Raw genomic sequence first — 16,390 nt, forward strand, 5'->3', positions numbered from 1 at the left:
TACAAGAAATATTCTTAGAGCAGCTATGAGCGCGTATTTTGCTGTGGAATTGGAGTGAAGATAAATGAAGATAAATATTCTGGCAGGCGGACCGGAGGACCTGCTTCCGGAGTTGTCACTTTATATTGATGGCGGTATTTGGATCGGAGTAGATAGAGGAGTCTTGACACTGATCAGAAATGACATTCAGCCAAGTCTTGCATTTGGCGACTTTGACTCAGTGACGACGGAAGAGATGTCATTAATTGAACAAAAAGTACAAGAGCTAAACAGGTTCAAGCCTGAGAAAGATGAAACAGACATGGAGCTTGCATTGAAATGGGCTCTGGGCCAAAGTCCTGAGAGAATTAGGCTCTTTGGGGCAACGGGAGGAAGGCTTGATCACTTGTTCGCCAATATTCAACTTCTTATAAATCCTGTTCTGCAAGAGAACTATGTTCAAATTGAAATAATCGACAGAACCAATATCGTTTATATAAAACCGGCCGGAGAGTACACTATACAAAAAAATAAAGATTTCAAGTACATTTCGTTTATCCCGATCACCATGGAAGTTAAAGACATTACGCTTAAGGATTTCAAGTATCCACTGGCAAATCGTTCAATTCCTATCGGTTCGACACTATGTATAAGTAATGAACTTATTAATGATTATGGTACTTTTTCTTTTACTGAAGGCATATTAATGGTTGTAAGAAGCAAGGATTAAATGAAAAGCTGAGAGCACCAGATGATGCCGGAACCACACATCTGTCTAAGTTGGAATTGCTTTCTAATCATTTTTAGAAATCATGAGTACTTATCTTTCATCATTTGAATAAGATAGTAAGGACGATTTAAGGACAGAATGGATGCGTAAGATCGTGAGGAGGGACACGAGTAATGAGATTTTATACAATTAAACTTCCGAAATTTTTAGGGGGCATTGTACGTGCCATGCTAGGAACCTTCAAAAAGGGCTAAACCCATACATGCAAAACAGATAAAAGCAAATATTAGAGTTAAAGCTGGGCACCTCATCATCGGGGTGCTTTTATTTTTTGGCAGAGTTGGGAAAACTGGTTATGGAGTAGAATTCCGGCAAAATAAAAAGGACATCCAGAATGGATGTCCTGCGCATATTATACGCGCTCAACTTTACCTGATTTAAGTGCTCTTGCAGAAACCCAAACACGTTTAGGCTTACCGTCTACAAGAATACGTACCTTTTGAAGGTTAGCACCCCAAGTACGCTTGTTAGCGTTCATCGCGTGAGAACGTGCATTACCTGAAGTTGTTTTTTTACCAGTTACAACACATTTGCGTGGCATGTATGTTTCCCTCCTTACTATACCAAAGCTGAAACTATTTTTCATGCTTTCATTTGCAATAGTCAGATTCATCCATCTGAATTAATGTGAAAATCCTGTTCGGCTTTCGACATTAAAAGATACTTTAATAATTTATCACACAACCCTTCTGATTGCAATAGTTTGCTTTCAAGAAAATTCCCTTGACATAGGGGTAGGCAACATGAGCTATAATAGAGATGGGGAAGTATGACTTTCAAATTTACAGCCCATATAGTAAAATGTCATAAGATATGCTTAAAGCTTGGGAGTTAGAAAGAAATCTGTCCGGCTGAAGGAAGCCGCATTGTTTTTATTTTGCAGCTAGGGCTTAGCGGCAGTTTCCAAGAGGAACGCAAGCGCTCCGTCAAGAATAGGAGCGTTTGAGTGCAGTTCGCTTTTCTTAATTCGAAGCAATTTCCAAAGGGGGAACGAAACATGTCCATCGAACTAAAAACTAATTTCGGGCAAATTGATATCTCAAATGACGTTATTGCAACAATCGCAGGAGGAGCAGCAGTTGACTGCTATGGTATTGTAGGAATGGCCTCTAAGAACCAGATTAAAGATGGCTTAACTGATATTCTTCGCAAAGAGAATTTCACGCGCGGAGTCATTGTTCGCCAGGAAAATGATGAAGTACATATCGACATGTATATTATTGTTAGTTACGGAACGAAAATTTCCGAGGTTGCCCACAATGTGCAATCTAAAGTTAAGTACACCCTTGATAAAACAGTGGGGCTCAGCACGGACTCGGTTAATATTTACGTTCAGGGAGTTCGTGTAACGAACCCGTAGTGAGGAGGAAAGACTTGTGTCAAAAAAAGTTTTAGATGGGAAGCTTTTTGCCGAAATGGTTATACAAGGAGCGAACCATTTATCTGCTAATGCAAAATTAGTAGATGCATTAAACGTTTTCCCTGTTCCTGATGGTGACACGGGAACAAACATGAATCTGTCCATGACTTCCGGTGCAAAGGAAGTTAAGAGTAATATTCAGGAACATATCGGAAAGGTGGGCTCTGCCCTTTCCAAAGGCTTGTTAATGGGTGCCCGCGGAAATTCCGGTGTAATTCTTTCCCAGCTGTTCCGTGGCTTCTCCAAAGCCATTGAACAGAAAGCTGATATTAATGGAAAAGAGTTCGCTGATGCCTTGAATTCTGGGGTTGAGACTGCTTATAAAGCAGTAATGAAGCCTGTAGAAGGAACAATCTTAACCGTTGCCAAGGATTCGGCCAAGAAGGCTGTGCAAGCCGCGAAAAATGAAGACGATATTATTGCCATCATGGAAGAGGTTTTAAAAGAAGCAAAAGCTTCGTTAAACCGGACTCCAGACCTTCTCCCTGTTCTAAAAGAAGTGGGTGTTGTAGACAGCGGCGGCCAAGGCCTTGTTTTTGTCTATGAGGGATTCCTTGCAGAGCTTAAAGGCGAGAAACTCCCGGATACACCGGCTGCACTTCCAAAAATGGATGATCTGGTCAGCGCGGAGCATCACAAAAATGTTCATAGTTTCATGAACACTGAAGATATTGAATTCGGCTATTGTACCGAGTTTATGGTAAGGTTTGAAGATGAAAAGCTATCTGCCAGTCCTTTCTCAGAAGAAAAATTCCGCCAGGATTTAAGCCAATATGGTGATTCCCTGTTAGTAATTGCAGATGAGCAGCTAGTAAAAGTACATATTCACTCCGAGCAGCCTGGCGATTGCTTAACTTATGGCCAGCGCTACGGAAGTTTAATCAATATGAAGATTGAGAATATGCGCCAGCAGCATACAAATTTGGTAGAAGAAGTACAGACTCCTTTGGCTGCAGAAGCAAAGCCGAAAGAAAAGCAGGAATATGGTATTGTTACAGTATCAATGGGCAGCGGAATCGCTGATCTTTTCCGCAGCATTGGAGCACATGCAGTTATTGAAGGCGGTCAGACGATGAATCCAAGTACGGAGGATATCGTGAAAGCCATCAAAGAAGTGAATGCAAAGAAAGTCATTATTTTGCCAAACAATAAAAATATTATCATGGCAGCTCAGCAGGCTGCAGAAGTGACAGAGGAAGATGCAGTCGTTGTACCTTCAAAAACTGTTCCACAAGGAATGGCTGCGCTTCTTGCCTTTAATCCAAGTGCTGATCTTGGCCAAAACGAGGAAGGCATGACAGATGCCCTTCAGCATGTTAAAACGGGCCAGATCACATTTGCTGTCCGCGATACGAGCATTGATGGACTTGAAATTGAAAAAGATGATTTCATGGGCATAGCGGATGGGAAAATAGTTGTAAAAAACAAGGATAGAGTGCAATCTGCTAAAGAGCTTCTTGATCAAATGATCGACGATGATACTGAAATCTTAACCATATTAAAAGGTGAAGATGTAGCAGAGGAAGAAGTTGACGCACTTATCAGCTATGTTGAAGAAAAGTATGAAGATGTCGAAGTGGAAGTGCATGATGGCAAACAGCCGCTATACTCTTTCATCTTCTCAATTGAATAATAATGATAAAAGCGAGGGCACTGCCTTCGCTTTTTGACTGTTTAAAAATCTTGATTTTTTACGGCACACAGAGAAAATTAGGCCGTTCTAAAGGCGATGTTGTTTTGGCACTTTGCTGATGGGAGGGGAAAGGTGCGAAATCCTCGAAAATGCACTAGCATTTCCTTCTCTGACGTGAGCCTGAAATTAATGATTAGATGTGATTTATTTATTTGCATATTCAAATGAAAATGTGCTAGGTATAAACTAGGTATTTTAATGCCTGCAGAATAAAAGAAACTGCGCAGGGAGGGTTGGCGGTCTGCCTTTTAAGACAAATACAAAAAATAATTGGCATACTGCTCAATAAACGTGAATCTAAACTTAAACCAGTCTGTTACAGCTGTTAAAGGAATAGGCGAGGAAACAGCAGAATCACTGGCCGAAATGAATATAAATACTGTCATGGACTTGCTTGAGCATTTTCCTTACAGGTACGAGGATTACCGGCTTAAGGACCTCGCGGATATCAAACATGATGAAAGAGTGACCGTGGAAGGGAAGGTCCACAGTGAGCCTTCTCTTGTTTATTATGGAAGAAAACGATCGAGGCTGACAGTCAGGGTGCTTGTCGACCGATATCTTATTCAGGCAGTCCTTTTTAATCAGCCGTATTTAAAAAATAAAATCACTTTGAATGAAACGGTAACGGTTACAGGCAAGTGGGACCAGCACCGTCAGGTTATTACGGCGAATGAATTGAAAATTGGCTCAGCCTCTAATACGAAAGATTTTGAGCCGGTTTATGCTGTTAAGGGCAAAATAACCGTTAAAGGTATCAGACGCTTTATCAATATGGCTTTCTCTCAATACGGGAATGAGATAGAAGAAACATTGCCTGAACGTTATTTATTGCAATATAGGCTTCTTAATAGAAGAGATGCAATGAGATCCCTTCACTTTCCTGCAAATGAAAATGAGCTGAAGCAGGGAAGGCGGCGTTTCGTCTATGAAGAATTTTTCTATTTTCAATTAAAAATGCAGGCACTTCGAAAGATTGAAAGAGAGCATTCAAGAGGAATTGTACAAGCCTATGATCTTCCCAGGTTAATGGAATTTGTAGATTCTTTGCCTTTTTCACTAACCAGCGCGCAAAAAAGAGTTGAAAACGAAATTCTGGCTGATCTGAAATCTCCTTACCGGATGAACAGGCTTCTGCAGGGAGATGTAGGTTCGGGTAAGACGGCCGTAGCAGCCATTGCACTATTTGCCAGCAGAACAGCTGGATTCCAGGGAGCCTTAATGGTTCCGACAGAAATATTGGCAGAACAGCATGCGGAATCTTTAAAAGCCATGCTTGAGCCATTTGAATTGCGCTGCGAACTGCTGACTAGCTCAGTGAAGGGAAAGCGGAGAAGAGAAGTTCTTCAGCAGCTTAAAGAAGGCAAAATTGATGTTCTCATAGGAACCCATGCGCTAATCCAGGAAGAGGTGGAGTTTCAAAAACTGGGACTTGTCATTACCGATGAGCAGCACAGATTTGGTGTAGGACAGCGCCGAATTCTAAGGGAAAAAGGGGAAAATCCCGATGTGCTATTCATGACCGCTACTCCTATTCCAAGAACTTTGGCTATCACCGTCTTTGGGGAAATGGATGTATCCATCATCGATGAAATGCCCGCAGGCCGAAAGGCAATTGAAACGTATTGGGCCAAGCCGGAAATGCTTGACCGGGTTCTGGGCTTTATGGAAAAAGAGCTTTCAGCCGGCCAGCAGGTATATGTAATATGCCCCCTTATTGAAGAATCAGACAAATTGGATGTCCAAAATGCCATTGATGTCCATGCTACTTTGATGCACCATTTCCATGCCCGGTATGAAGTCGGGTTAATGCATGGAAGGCTGCATCCAGAAGAAAAAGAAAACGTCATGAAGGCGTTCAGCAAGAATGAAATTCAGGTTCTGGTTTCTACTACGGTTGTAGAGGTTGGCGTAAATGTTCCCAATGCTACCATGATGGTTATCTATGATGCCGAAAGATTTGGACTTGCACAGCTCCATCAGTTAAGGGGAAGGGTTGGCCGGGGAGATAAACAATCCTTCTGCATTCTCCTTGCAGATCCAAAATCAGAAGTAGGAAAAGAGCGTATGAAGATCATGACTGAAACAAATGATGGATTTGCGCTCAGTGAAAAGGATTTGGAGCTAAGAGGCCCGGGAGACTTTTTTGGAATAAAACAAAGCGGCCTCCCTGAGTTTAAAATTGCGGATATGGTCCATGATTACCGCGCACTTGAAACAGCAAGAAATGACGCAGCTGCCCTGGTTGAATCAAACGAGTTTTGGAACTCTGATGAATACTTGCCATTAAGGAATTATCTAAAGGAAACTGGAGTTCTTGAAGGAGAAAAGCTGGACTAGGGCCAGAGGGTCCGATGGATCAGGAGCACAAAAGAGCGGATAATATTGTGAAATGGCCAAGAAGTTGGATCAAAGAGCTGGTATGATGCTTTTTTCCTTTATGACGGTTGATCTTGTATTTTTTTAACTAGGTTTAATTCACAGAGTTGATTGGAGCGGAGGGTACTTGATCCTCGAAAATGCATTCGCATTTTCTTACAACGAATTCATGGAAGCAAATTCAATGTCCTGCGGGAGGAGAGCGAGTGTGAGCCCCCACAGGCGAAGCCGAGGGGGCTCTCATTCCTCCCATAGGTAAGCAAGTACCTGCTGCGGAAATCAACGGTCAGCATTCATAAGCTAAAACAAAATTCAATGGATCACCAAAGCAGAATTGCAGAAAAGTTCATTCTTGCAATCTGCTTTTTTTGATTATATACTACTATTAGTACCTAGTCTTAATATCTCGGACGGTGGGATTTTATGAAAAGAAATAAAAAAGAGCGCCAGCAATTATTAACGGATACAATAAAAGAGAACCCTTTTGTTACGGATGAAGAGCTTGCTGAAAAATTTTTGGTAAGCGTCCAGACGATCCGGCTCGACCGCCTTGAATTATCCATTCCCGAATTGCGCGAACGGATCAAGCATGTGGCTGAGAAAAGATTTGAGGATGAAGTCCGTTCCTTGCCTATAGAAGAAATAATCGGTGAAATAATAGATATAGAATTGGATAAAACGGCTATTTCCATTTTTGATGTTAAGGAAGAGCATGTTTTTAAAAGAAATCAAATAGCCCGCGGACACCATATGTTTGCACAGGCCAACTCACTGGCAGTAGCTGTTATAAACGATGAGCTTGCCTTAACAGCAAAAGCAAGTATTCATTTTACAAGACCTGTAAGATTGAATGAACGCGTTATTGCCAAAGCCAAAGTGCTGACAATCGACAAAGCCAGCGGGAGGACGATTGTCGAGGTAAATAGCTTCGTCAACAATGAATTAGTTTTTAAAGGCGAATTTGATATGTTCAGAAAAAAATAAAGACTAAAAGGATGAATCATCATGAAAGTTGCAATTGATGCAATGGGAGGCGACAACGCTCCGAAGGAAATTGTACTGGGAGCGATGAAAGCTGCAGCGGAGTTTAAGGATATACATATTACCCTAGTTGGGGACGAGTCTAAAATTAAAGAACACTTAACACCAAATGACCGGATAGAAATTTTACATACAGCTGAAGTCATATTGCCGGAAGATGAACCGGTAAGGGCGGTCCGGAAAAAGAAGAATGCATCGATGGTGCTGGCGGCCCAGCTCGTATCCGACGGAAAGGCAGATGCTTGTATATCGGCAGGCAACACGGGCGCTTTAATGGCAGCCGGCCTTTTTGTAGTAGGAAGAATTGAAGGGATTGAACGCCCGGCATTGTCACCGACACTTCCAACGATTGGCGGGGAAGGTTTCCTTCTGCTGGATGTAGGAGCTAATGTGGATGCAAAGCCTGAACATCTTCTCCAATATGCGATTATGGGTTCCATCTATACAGAAAAGGTACGCGGTGTATCAAACCCAAGGGTCGGCCTTTTAAACATTGGTACAGAAGATAAAAAAGGAAATGAACTAGCTAAAAATACTTTCGGCTTGCTGAAGCAGGCAGATATAAATTTCATCGGCAACGTCGAAGCACGCGATTTGCTTGAAGGTGCCGCCGATGTCGTTGTAACAGATGGATTTACCGGAAATATGGTACTTAAAACAATTGAGGGCACGGCCCTTTCTGTTTTTAAAATGTTAAAAACAGCTTTGACAAGCAGCTTTAAGACCAAACTGGCAGCAGCAGCTTTGAAGCCTGACTTATATGAGCTTAAATCCAAAATGGATTATTCCGAATATGGCGGAGCGGGATTATTTGGGCTAAAGGCGCCTGTCATTAAGGCCCATGGTTCTTCGGATGCGAATGCTTTATACAATGCGGTAAGGCAAACCCGAAATATGGTCGAAAACAATGTTGCCGAAACGATTAAGGCTGCTGTTGAGAAAGAAGCAGGCAAAGCAGCTATTAAATAAATAGGCTGTTTTAAAGCTTAAGCAATAGGCAAGTTTAACAGAGCTGGATTAAAAAGTCATTCATTTTTATTTTGGGGGGATGCACGATGGGTAAGATCGCCTTTTTGTTTCCAGGTCAGGGATCACAGACTGCAGGAATGGGAAAAGCATTAGCTGAACAAGATGAGAAGGTAAAATCCTTTTTCGAAAGTGCTGATCAGAAACTGGGTTTTTCACTTTCATCACTTATTTTTGAAGGGCCGCAGGACAAGCTGACATTAACAACAAATGCTCAGCCTGCGCTGCTGACAACAAGCATGGCTATTCTCGATTACTTTAAAAGATCTGGCCTTACACCAGATTACGTAGCAGGCCACAGTCTTGGCGAGTATACAGCACTGGTTGCTGCAGGGGCTCTATCCTTTGAAGATGGTGTATATGCTGTCCGAAAAAGAGGAGAATTTATGGAAGAAGCTGTCCCGAATGGGGAAGGTACCATGGCAGCTGTTTTAGGTCTTGACAGGAATAAGCTGGCTGCTGTGACAGAAGAGGTAACCAAACAAGGGAACTCTGTGCAGCTGGCAAACTTAAATTGTCCTGGCCAAATCGTTATTTCCGGCTCTAGAGCAGGTGTAGAACAAGCTTCCGTAAAGGCTAAAGAAGCAGGAGCTAAACGCGTGCTTCCTTTGGATGTAAGCGGGCCTTTCCATTCCGAACTTATGAAGCCAGCTGCTGAGAAGTTCAAGAAGATCTTGGACGAAATTGAAATAAAGGATGCTGCAGTACCAGTTATCGCAAATGTTACTGCATCTGAAATGACATCTGCCTCCGAGATTAGCAACAGATTGATTGAACAATTGTATTCACCTGTACTCTGGGAGGACTCCATCCGCAAAATGGTAGATCTTGGAGTCGATACTTTTATAGAAATAGGACCTGGAAAAGTATTGTCAGGTTTGGTTAAAAAGGTTGATCGTTCCTTAAAAACCTATGCGGTTTCTGATGCAGAAACCTGCCTGGCTGTACAAGAGTCCCTAAAGGAGGAAATACGATGAAATTGGAAGGAAAAGCAGCATTGGTAACAGGTGCTTCCCGTGGAATTGGCAGGGAAATCGCTCTTGGTCTTGCAAAGCAGGGGGCAGATATTGCGGTTAACTACTCAGGAAGCGAAAAAAGAGCAAATGAAGTAGTTGATGAAATCAAAGCATTGGGCAGAAATGCATTTGCGGTTCAGTGCGATGTTTCCGATAGTGAATCAGTGGCAAACATGGTAAAGGAAACGATTGAAAAGTTTGGCAAGCTTGACATTCTTGTCAATAATGCCGGCATAACAAAAGACAATCTGATTATGAGAATGAAGGAAGACGAGTGGGATGATGTTATTAACATAAACCTCAAAGGGGTATTCCTATGTACGAAAGCTGTAACAAGGCAGATGATGAAGCAGCGCAGCGGACGCATTATCAATATTTCCTCCATTGTAGGTGTAAGCGGTAATCCTGGTCAGGCTAACTATGTGGCTGCGAAGTCTGGGGTGATTGGCCTGACTAAAACATCTGCCAAGGAGCTTGCAACAAGAGGGATTACGGTTAATGCAATTGCTCCAGGTTTTATTACAACTGACATGACTGATAAGCTGAACGAGGAAGTTAGAGACCAGATGCTAAAACAAATTCCGTTAGCACGTTTTGGCGACCCGGCAGATATTGCAAATGTAGCAGTATTTCTTGCTTCCGATGACAGCCGCTATATGACAGGGCAGACCCTGCATGTAGATGGCGGAATGGTTATGTAGCTGTAACAGGCTTGTAATGCAAAAAAATTTATAAAACCGTTCAATAAAGGCTTAAAATAATCTATAATACTTGAGGGGAGGTGAACAAGCATGGCAGAAGTATTAGAACGTGTAACAAAGATCATCGTAGACCGTCTTGGTGTTGAAGAGTCTGAAGTGAAATTGGAAGCTTCTTTTAAAGATGATCTTGGCGCTGATTCCCTTGATGTAGTAGAATTAGTTATGGAATTAGAAGATGAGTTTGATATGGAAATTTCTGACGATGATGCTGAAAAGATTGCAACAGTCGGTGACGCTGTAAATTACATAAAAGCTAGCCAATAATCGTTAGGTGAACCAAACTCTGCAGTGAGGGACTCCCCCTCACTGCAGCAATTTTAACAGTGGATGTTTACTGTCCGTTGTTACCTGTTGCATTTGCCAGAAGCTAGATTCGTGCCAAGACGATATCTGCCAGTTTCAATCAGGTGGCTGCGGACAGTAAATATGATTCTACAAAAGCTCCGTTTAGATAACGGGGCTTTCTTCTGTGAAAAATGGATTATGCACAATTAGTTTGTATTGGACGGTAAAAAGCATCGAAGTTTTTTGCGTTTTTCATTTTTATTACGTAAACTTAGGGAAGACCATGTTAAACTCTATCTTTAACAATGATACTAAGAAAGCAAGAATATATTATGTTAGCAAGGTGGATGTATTATGCGCAGTAACAATAAAGACAAGGAAAGAAAATCATTTCGCGCAATCGAAAAACAATTTAAAGATTTTCAGTCAAAAATCGGAATTCAATTTGAAAATGAAAAGCTTTTGAAACAAGCTTTTACCCATTCATCTTATGTGAATGAGCATCGGAGAAAACCCTACGAGGATAATGAAAGACTTGAATTTTTGGGGGATGCTGTCCTGGAATTGACTGTTTCGAAATTCCTTTATCTTAAATATCCTATGATGAGCGAAGGAGAATTAACTAAATTGAGAGCGGCAGTTGTTTGTGAGCCATCCCTGGTTTCTTTTGCCCATGAATTATCCTTTGGAGATCTTGTCCTCCTTGGAAAAGGAGAAGAAATGACAGGCGGAAGAGCTCGTCCTGCACTGCTTGCAGATGTATTTGAAGCTTTTGTTGGCGCCTTGTATTTGGATAAAGGGTTGAATACAGTTGTTGCCTTTTTGGAAAAAGTCGTTTTTCCAAAAATCGATTCAGGTGCTTTTTCGCATGTGATGGATTTTAAGAGCCAGCTGCAGGAGCTGGTCCAGCGTGACGGCGCAGGTTCAATTGAATATAAAATACTTCAGGAAAAAGGGCCTGCTCACAATCGTGAATTTGTTTCCACCGTTTCCTTGAATGGCAGGGAGCTCGGAACAGGCACAGGACGTTCAAAGAAGGAAGCGGAACAGCATGCTGCCCAAATGGCTCTGGAAGTATTGAAGAACCATATAAAGTGAAACTTCAATCAGCGGATGACCTTTCCGCTGATGTTAGTTGAACCAATCGGGCCTTACGGGCAGTTGTGCCCCACTAAAAATTAGGTAGGTTACAGATATTAGGTCATGAGTGGGGTTACTGCCTGTTAGACTGCGATAAAGTAAACTCTGACAGCAAAGAATGGAGACTCGGAGGAGACAGAGGGGGAGCAAAGTTGTTTTTAAAACGGCTTGACGTAGTTGGATTTAAGTCATTTGCTGAAAGAATCACTGTTGATTTTGTTCCAGGTGTTACTGCTGTTGTAGGTCCGAACGGAAGCGGTAAGAGCAATATTACGGATGCTATCCGCTGGGTATTGGGCGAGCAATCGGCTAAATCCCTTCGCGGCGCTAAAATGGAGGATGTCATTTTTGCGGGCAGCGATTCCCGAAAAGCGCAGAACTTTGCAGAGGTTACCTTGACACTTGATAATGGTGATCAAGGGTTGCCGATTGATTACAGTGAGGTTAGTGTGACGAGAAGGGTATACCGCTCAGGAGACAGCGAATATTTAATCAACAAGCAAACTTGCAGACTTAAAGACATTGTGGATTTATTTATGGATTCCGGCCTGGGGAGAGAAGCTTTTTCGATCATAAGCCAAGGCAGGGTCGAAGAAATTTTAAACAGCAAAGCGGAAGAGCGCCGCACAATATTTGAAGAAGCAGCAGGTGTTCTTAAATATAAAACAAGAAAGAAAAAAGCGGAGAGCAAGCTTTCTGAAACACAGGATAATTTAAATCGTGTTCATGATATTCTTTATGAACTTGAAAACCAGGTCGAGCCTCTAAAGATTCAGGCTTCAATTGCAAAGGATTTCCTGCAGCAGAAAGAAGAATTGGAGAAAATAGAGGTTGCTCTCACTGTCTATGAAATAGAAGACCTGCACTCAAAATGGGAACAGCTTTCTCGCCAGCTTGAACAGCATACAGAGGACGAAATGAAACTTTCCTCAGTGCTGCAGTACAAAGAAGCGAAAATGGAGGAACTAAAAGACCATATCGCTGCCCTCGATGAGTCGGTAAATGATTTGCAGGAGGTCCTTCTCCATGCAAGTGAAGAGCTGGAAAAGCTTGAAGGCAGAAAAGAAGTACTAAAAGAGCGGAAGAAAAATGCAAACCAAAATAAAGACCAGCTTCAAAGAAATATGGAAGAACTGGCTTTAAAAATAACAGGCCTGAAAGAGCAAAAAGAAAAACAAGCAGCTTCTAAAGAGAAAGTAAAGGCTGAGGCACTTAAGCTTCAGAAGGCTTTGAAAGAAAAGCAGGAGCAGCTCAAGCTTTTCAGTGAGAATACAGAAGAAAAGATAGAATCGCTTAAAAGTGATTATATCGAAGTGCTTAACAGTCAGGCAGCTTCCAGAAATGAATTGCAAAATATTGAGCAGCAGCTGAGCCAGCATGGACAGCGGAGCTCAAAGCTTGAAATGGACAATGAAAAGTACATTGCCGAGCGCAAGAAAATTGAAGAGAAAAAGCATGCCATACAGTCAAATCTCGACGATCTGCAGAAAGAATTAGAGGGCCAGGTCCATCTTTTCCGGAATGAAGATCGTCATCTTGAATCCTTGAAAAATAATTATCAAAAGCAGGAAAAGACCTTATATCAAGCATATCAGTATCTGCAGCAAGCCAAATCAAGGCAGGAAATGCTCGAAGAAATGGAAGAAGATTATTCAGGCTTCTTCCAGGGGGTAAAAGAGATTCTGAAAGCACGCGGGAGTAAGCTCCAGGGGATTCAAGGAGCGGTGGCCGAATTGATTCAGGTGCCAAAGGAGTACGGCACCGCGATAGAAACGGCACTTGGCGGAGCCATGCAGCATATCATTGTCCAGACTGAACAGGATGGCCGAAATGCAATTCACTACTTGAAGAAGAACTCATTTGGCAGAGCAACCTTCCTTCCATTAAGTATAGTAAAAGGGAAAAAGCTAAACTCTGCCCAATTGCAATCTGTAAAAGCACACCCTGCCTTTATTGGCGAAGCAACTTCACTTATACAGTTTGATGGCAAACATCAGCCCGCAATTGAAAACTTGCTGGGCAATGTTGTCATTGCAAGGGATTTAAAAGGTGCCAATGAACTGGCAAAACTCCTTCAGTATCGTGTGAGACTTGTAACCATCGAAGGTGATGTCGTTAATCCTGGCGGTTCCATGACAGGTGGAGCTGTAAAACAAAAAAACTCTTCGATTTTATCCCGTAAAGGTGAGCTGGAGGAGCTGAAAGACCGGATTGCCGACATGGAATCCAAAACAGCAAACCTCGAAAAGCAAGTAAAGCTTCAAAAAAGCGAGATTCAAAAGCAGGAAGCCCATATTGAAAAGCTCAGAAAAGCCGGTGAAGAACTTCGTATGAGGGAACAAGCTGTTAAAGGCGACCTTCTGGAAGTGGAATTTGAGGAGAAAAGCATTAATGAACGCTTGTCTCTTTATGATATGGACAAGGCCCAGTTTTCAGAAGACAGGGAAAAGCTTTTAAGCAGAAAGATTGAGCTCGGATCCCTATTGGAAGATCAGCAAAAACAAATAAGCAATCTGGACCAGGAAATAAAAGCTTTAACCGATAGAAAAAATACTCAGCAAACTTCAAAAGAAACATTGGTCTCTGAGATTAATGAGCTTAAGATCGGGTTCGCTTCCAAAAGCGAACAGCTGAATCATGCCGAAGATAAGCTGGCAGCAATAATCTCTGAACTTGCTATTAATGATGATAAGCTGAAGACGGTTAAAGAGGATTTGGAGCTTTTATCTTCGGAAATGACAAATAGTTCTTCTGGAGAACAGCATTTGGAAGAAGCTGCACAGCAGAAATTCAAAGAAAAAAACGAAACGCTTGAATTGATTGCATCAAGACGGGAAGAGCGATTAAAGCTTCAAATAGAATTGGAGGACCTCGAGCTGGAGGCAAAGGAATTAAAACGACAGCACAAAGGCATGGTTGAGGTACTTAAGGATGAAGAAGTGAAGCAAACCCGCCTGGATGTAGAGCTTGAAAATAGGCTAAACCATCTAAGGGAAGAATACCTGCTTTCCTTTGAAGCTGCCAAAGATGAATACCCGCTTCTAATCGAAGTGGAAGAGGCTCGTAAAAAGGTAAAACTAATTAAGCTGGCTATTGAAGAGCTGGGTGCTGTCAATCTTGGCGCAATTGAAGAATACGAACGTGTTTCGGAGCGCTACGAATTCCTGCTTGAACAGAAAACGGATCTTCAGGAAGCAAAAGACACATTATTTCAGGTTATTGATGAGATGGATGTAGAAATGAAAAGGCGCTTTGAAGAAACCTTCGAGGGAATTCGTTTCCATTTTGAATCTGTTTTTCAATCATTATTTGGCGGCGGGAGAGCAGACTTAAGATTGACCCAGCCTGATGACTTATTGAACACCGGGGTGGAAATCGTGGCACAGCCTCCAGGCAAAAAGCTGCAAAACCTTGGCCTTCTATCAGGGGGAGAAAGGGCGCTGACCGCAATCGCACTCTTATTCTCAATCCTGAAAGTCAGGCCGGTACCGTTCTGTATCCTCGATGAAGTTGAGGCTGCGCTGGATGAAGCGAATGTGCAAAGATTTAGCCAGTACCTAAAGAGGTACAGTGATGAAACACAATTCATTGTCATCACCCACCGAAAGGGAACAATGGAGGAAGCAGATGTTCTTTATGGTGTTACCATGCAGGAATCCGGAGTGTCAAAACTCGTATCTGTACGTCTTGAAGAAACGAAGGAATTAATTCCTCAATAGCATTATTTGTGGAGCAGCATTTTAAAGCTGTTCCACACCCGTACATATTAAGCTTTTAAAAAAGGAAGTGAGAAAATGAGTTTTTTTAAGAAATTAAAAGAAAAAATCACCAAGCAAACAGATACAGTTACTGAAAAGTTCAAAGATGGATTAACAAAAACACGCGATAACTTCTCCAATAAGGTGAATGATCTTGTTTCCAGGTACCGTAAAGTTGATGAAGAATTTTTCGAGGAACTGGAAGAAATTTTAATTCAAGCAGATGTGGGTTTCGACACTGTCATGGAATTGGTGGAAGAGCTAAGGAGTGAAGTCAAGCGTAAGAATATCCAGGATCCGCGTGAGGTACAAGGTGTCATTTCAGAAAAGCTTGTGGAAATATATGAAAGTGCTGGTGAGGTCTCCACAGACTTAAATATTCAGCCTGATGGACTTACCGTTATCCTGTTTGTAGGTGTTAATGGTGTTGGAAAAACCACTACTATCGGCAAGCTTGCCCATAAGTTCAAAAATGAAGGGAAAAGTGTATTACTGGCAGCAGGCGATACGTTCCGTGCCGGAGCGATTGAACAGCTTGAGGTGTGGGGAGAACGAGTCGGAGTTGATGTCATCAAGCAGGGGGCAGGTTCTGACCCTGCTGCAGTCATGTACGATGCAGTTCAATCTGCAAAATCGCGCAAAGCAGATATTTTGATTTGCGATACAGCAGGACGTTTGCAAAACAAGGTAAACTTGATGAAGGAATTGGAAAAGGTCAAGCGTGTCATTGAAAGGGAAGTTCCCGGCGCGCCGCACGAGGTTTTACTGGTTCTGGATGCAACCACAGGACAAAATGCGATGATCCAAGCGAAAACTTTCAAAGAAGCAACTGATGTTTCAGGTATTGTCCTTACCAAGCTGGATGGTACAGCAAAAGGCGGAATTGTTCTCGCCATCAGAAACGAACTGGAAATACCGGTTAAATTCGTCGGCCTTGGCGAAAAAATGGATGATCTCCAGGAATTCAATGCAGAACAATATGTTTACGGCCTATTTGCCGACATGGTTGAAAAAGAAGTAGAAGAGGAAGAAGAATAATAAGAATGAAAAACAGCCGGAGAGGAATCTTTGGCTGTTTTTTTGGTTCTATAATATTTGTTGG

The 16,390-nt window shown here is 42.2% G+C and carries 14 protein-coding genes; 13 read left to right on the top strand and 1 reads right to left on the bottom strand.

Going from position 1 to position 16,390, the window contains the following annotated elements; genetic code table 11:
- The first annotated feature begins 64 nt into the window (after positions 1-64).
- On the top strand, positions 65-709 hold the full coding sequence (locus tag J7I93_RS07335) for a thiamine diphosphokinase (RefSeq protein WP_214724781.1): 645 nt from the start codon (positions 65-67) through the stop codon (positions 707-709).
- A 173-nt stretch (positions 710-882) separates the two neighbouring features.
- Positions 883-963 (top strand): stage V sporulation protein SpoVM, encoded by an 81-nt coding sequence (gene spoVM / locus J7I93_RS07340; RefSeq protein WP_019381739.1) that lies wholly within the window; start codon positions 883-885, stop codon positions 961-963.
- A 158-nt stretch (positions 964-1,121) separates the two neighbouring features.
- Here the strand turns inward: spoVM and rpmB are convergent, their stop codons facing one another.
- Positions 1,122-1,310 carry a 50S ribosomal protein L28 gene (rpmB, locus tag J7I93_RS07345; RefSeq protein WP_019381740.1) on the bottom strand — a complete coding sequence of 63 codons (189 nt, stop codon included), beginning with the start codon at positions 1,308-1,310 and terminating at the stop codon, positions 1,122-1,124.
- A gap of 456 nt (positions 1,311-1,766) precedes the next feature.
- Here rpmB and J7I93_RS07350 point away from each other — a divergent pair, with 456 nt between their 5' ends.
- The 11 genes from J7I93_RS07350 (at position 1,767) to ftsY (ending at position 16,326) form a co-directional block, all read left to right on the top strand.
- Entirely contained in the window at positions 1,767-2,129 is a 363-nt protein-coding gene (locus J7I93_RS07350) for an Asp23/Gls24 family envelope stress response protein (protein WP_214724783.1), read from the top strand.
- 16 nt (positions 2,130-2,145) lie between these two features.
- Positions 2,146-3,822 carry a DAK2 domain-containing protein gene (locus J7I93_RS07355; RefSeq protein WP_214724785.1) on the top strand — a complete coding sequence of 559 codons (1,677 nt, stop codon included), beginning with the start codon at positions 2,146-2,148 and terminating at the stop codon, positions 3,820-3,822.
- A 351-nt stretch (positions 3,823-4,173) separates the two neighbouring features.
- Entirely contained in the window at positions 4,174-6,222 is a 2,049-nt protein-coding gene (gene recG / locus J7I93_RS07360; RefSeq protein WP_214724787.1) for an ATP-dependent DNA helicase RecG, read from the top strand.
- 462 nt (positions 6,223-6,684) lie between these two features.
- Positions 6,685-7,245 (top strand): transcription factor FapR, encoded by a 561-nt coding sequence (gene fapR / locus J7I93_RS07365; RefSeq protein WP_214724789.1) that lies wholly within the window; start codon positions 6,685-6,687, stop codon positions 7,243-7,245.
- 21 nt (positions 7,246-7,266) lie between these two features.
- A complete protein-coding gene (plsX, locus tag J7I93_RS07370) occupies positions 7,267-8,271 on the top strand; it encodes a phosphate acyltransferase PlsX (protein ID WP_214724791.1) in 1,005 nt (334 codons plus the stop codon).
- Positions 8,272-8,357: 86 nt separating this feature from the next.
- Positions 8,358-9,305 carry an ACP S-malonyltransferase gene (gene fabD, locus J7I93_RS07375; protein WP_214724793.1) on the top strand — a complete coding sequence of 316 codons (948 nt, stop codon included), beginning with the start codon at positions 8,358-8,360 and terminating at the stop codon, positions 9,303-9,305.
- A complete protein-coding gene (gene fabG / locus J7I93_RS07380) occupies positions 9,302-10,045 on the top strand; it encodes a 3-oxoacyl-[acyl-carrier-protein] reductase (RefSeq protein ID WP_214724795.1) in 744 nt (247 codons plus the stop codon). Before fabD ends, fabG begins: the two co-directional genes overlap by 4 nt.
- A 90-nt stretch (positions 10,046-10,135) precedes the next feature.
- Positions 10,136-10,369 carry an acyl carrier protein gene (locus J7I93_RS07385; protein ID WP_009330799.1) on the top strand — a complete coding sequence of 78 codons (234 nt, stop codon included), beginning with the start codon at positions 10,136-10,138 and terminating at the stop codon, positions 10,367-10,369.
- Positions 10,370-10,744: 375 nt separating this feature from the next.
- Entirely contained in the window at positions 10,745-11,488 is a 744-nt protein-coding gene (gene rnc, locus J7I93_RS07390; RefSeq protein ID WP_214724798.1) for a ribonuclease III, read from the top strand.
- A 194-nt stretch (positions 11,489-11,682) separates the two neighbouring features.
- Entirely contained in the window at positions 11,683-15,249 is a 3,567-nt protein-coding gene (gene smc / locus J7I93_RS07395) for a chromosome segregation protein SMC (RefSeq protein WP_214724800.1), read from the top strand.
- A gap of 75 nt (positions 15,250-15,324) precedes the next feature.
- Positions 15,325-16,326, top strand: coding sequence for a signal recognition particle-docking protein FtsY (gene ftsY / locus J7I93_RS07400; RefSeq protein WP_214724802.1), 1,002 nt, complete (start codon positions 15,325-15,327; stop codon positions 16,324-16,326).
- The last annotated feature ends 64 nt before the right edge of the window (positions 16,327-16,390 follow it).

The organism is Bacillus sp. ISL-47 (assembly GCF_018613175.1).
Taxonomy (GTDB): Bacteria; Bacillota; Bacilli; order Bacillales; family Cytobacillaceae; genus Cytobacillus.

What these genes read in the sequence shown, in the direction of transcription:
- J7I93_RS07335 (WP_214724781.1), top strand. Translation starts at nt 65, where the DNA reads ATGAAGATAAATATTCTGGCAGGCGGACCGGAGGACCTGCTTCCGGAG.
- spoVM (WP_019381739.1), top strand. Translation starts at nt 883, where the DNA reads ATGAGATTTTATACAATTAAACTTCCGAAATTTTTAGGGGGCATTGTA.
- rpmB (WP_019381740.1), bottom strand. Translation starts at nt 1,310, where the DNA reads ATGCCACGCAAATGTGTTGTAACTGGTAAAAAAACAACTTCAGGTAAT.
- J7I93_RS07350 (WP_214724783.1), top strand. Translation starts at nt 1,767, where the DNA reads ATGTCCATCGAACTAAAAACTAATTTCGGGCAAATTGATATCTCAAAT.
- fapR (WP_214724789.1), top strand. Translation starts at nt 6,685, where the DNA reads ATGAAAAGAAATAAAAAAGAGCGCCAGCAATTATTAACGGATACAATA.
- plsX (WP_214724791.1), top strand. Translation starts at nt 7,267, where the DNA reads ATGAAAGTTGCAATTGATGCAATGGGAGGCGACAACGCTCCGAAGGAA.
- fabD (WP_214724793.1), top strand. Translation starts at nt 8,358, where the DNA reads ATGGGTAAGATCGCCTTTTTGTTTCCAGGTCAGGGATCACAGACTGCA.
- fabG (WP_214724795.1), top strand. Translation starts at nt 9,302, where the DNA reads ATGAAATTGGAAGGAAAAGCAGCATTGGTAACAGGTGCTTCCCGTGGA.
- J7I93_RS07385 (WP_009330799.1), top strand. Translation starts at nt 10,136, where the DNA reads ATGGCAGAAGTATTAGAACGTGTAACAAAGATCATCGTAGACCGTCTT.
- rnc (WP_214724798.1), top strand. Translation starts at nt 10,745, where the DNA reads ATGCGCAGTAACAATAAAGACAAGGAAAGAAAATCATTTCGCGCAATC.
- ftsY (WP_214724802.1), top strand. Translation starts at nt 15,325, where the DNA reads ATGAGTTTTTTTAAGAAATTAAAAGAAAAAATCACCAAGCAAACAGAT.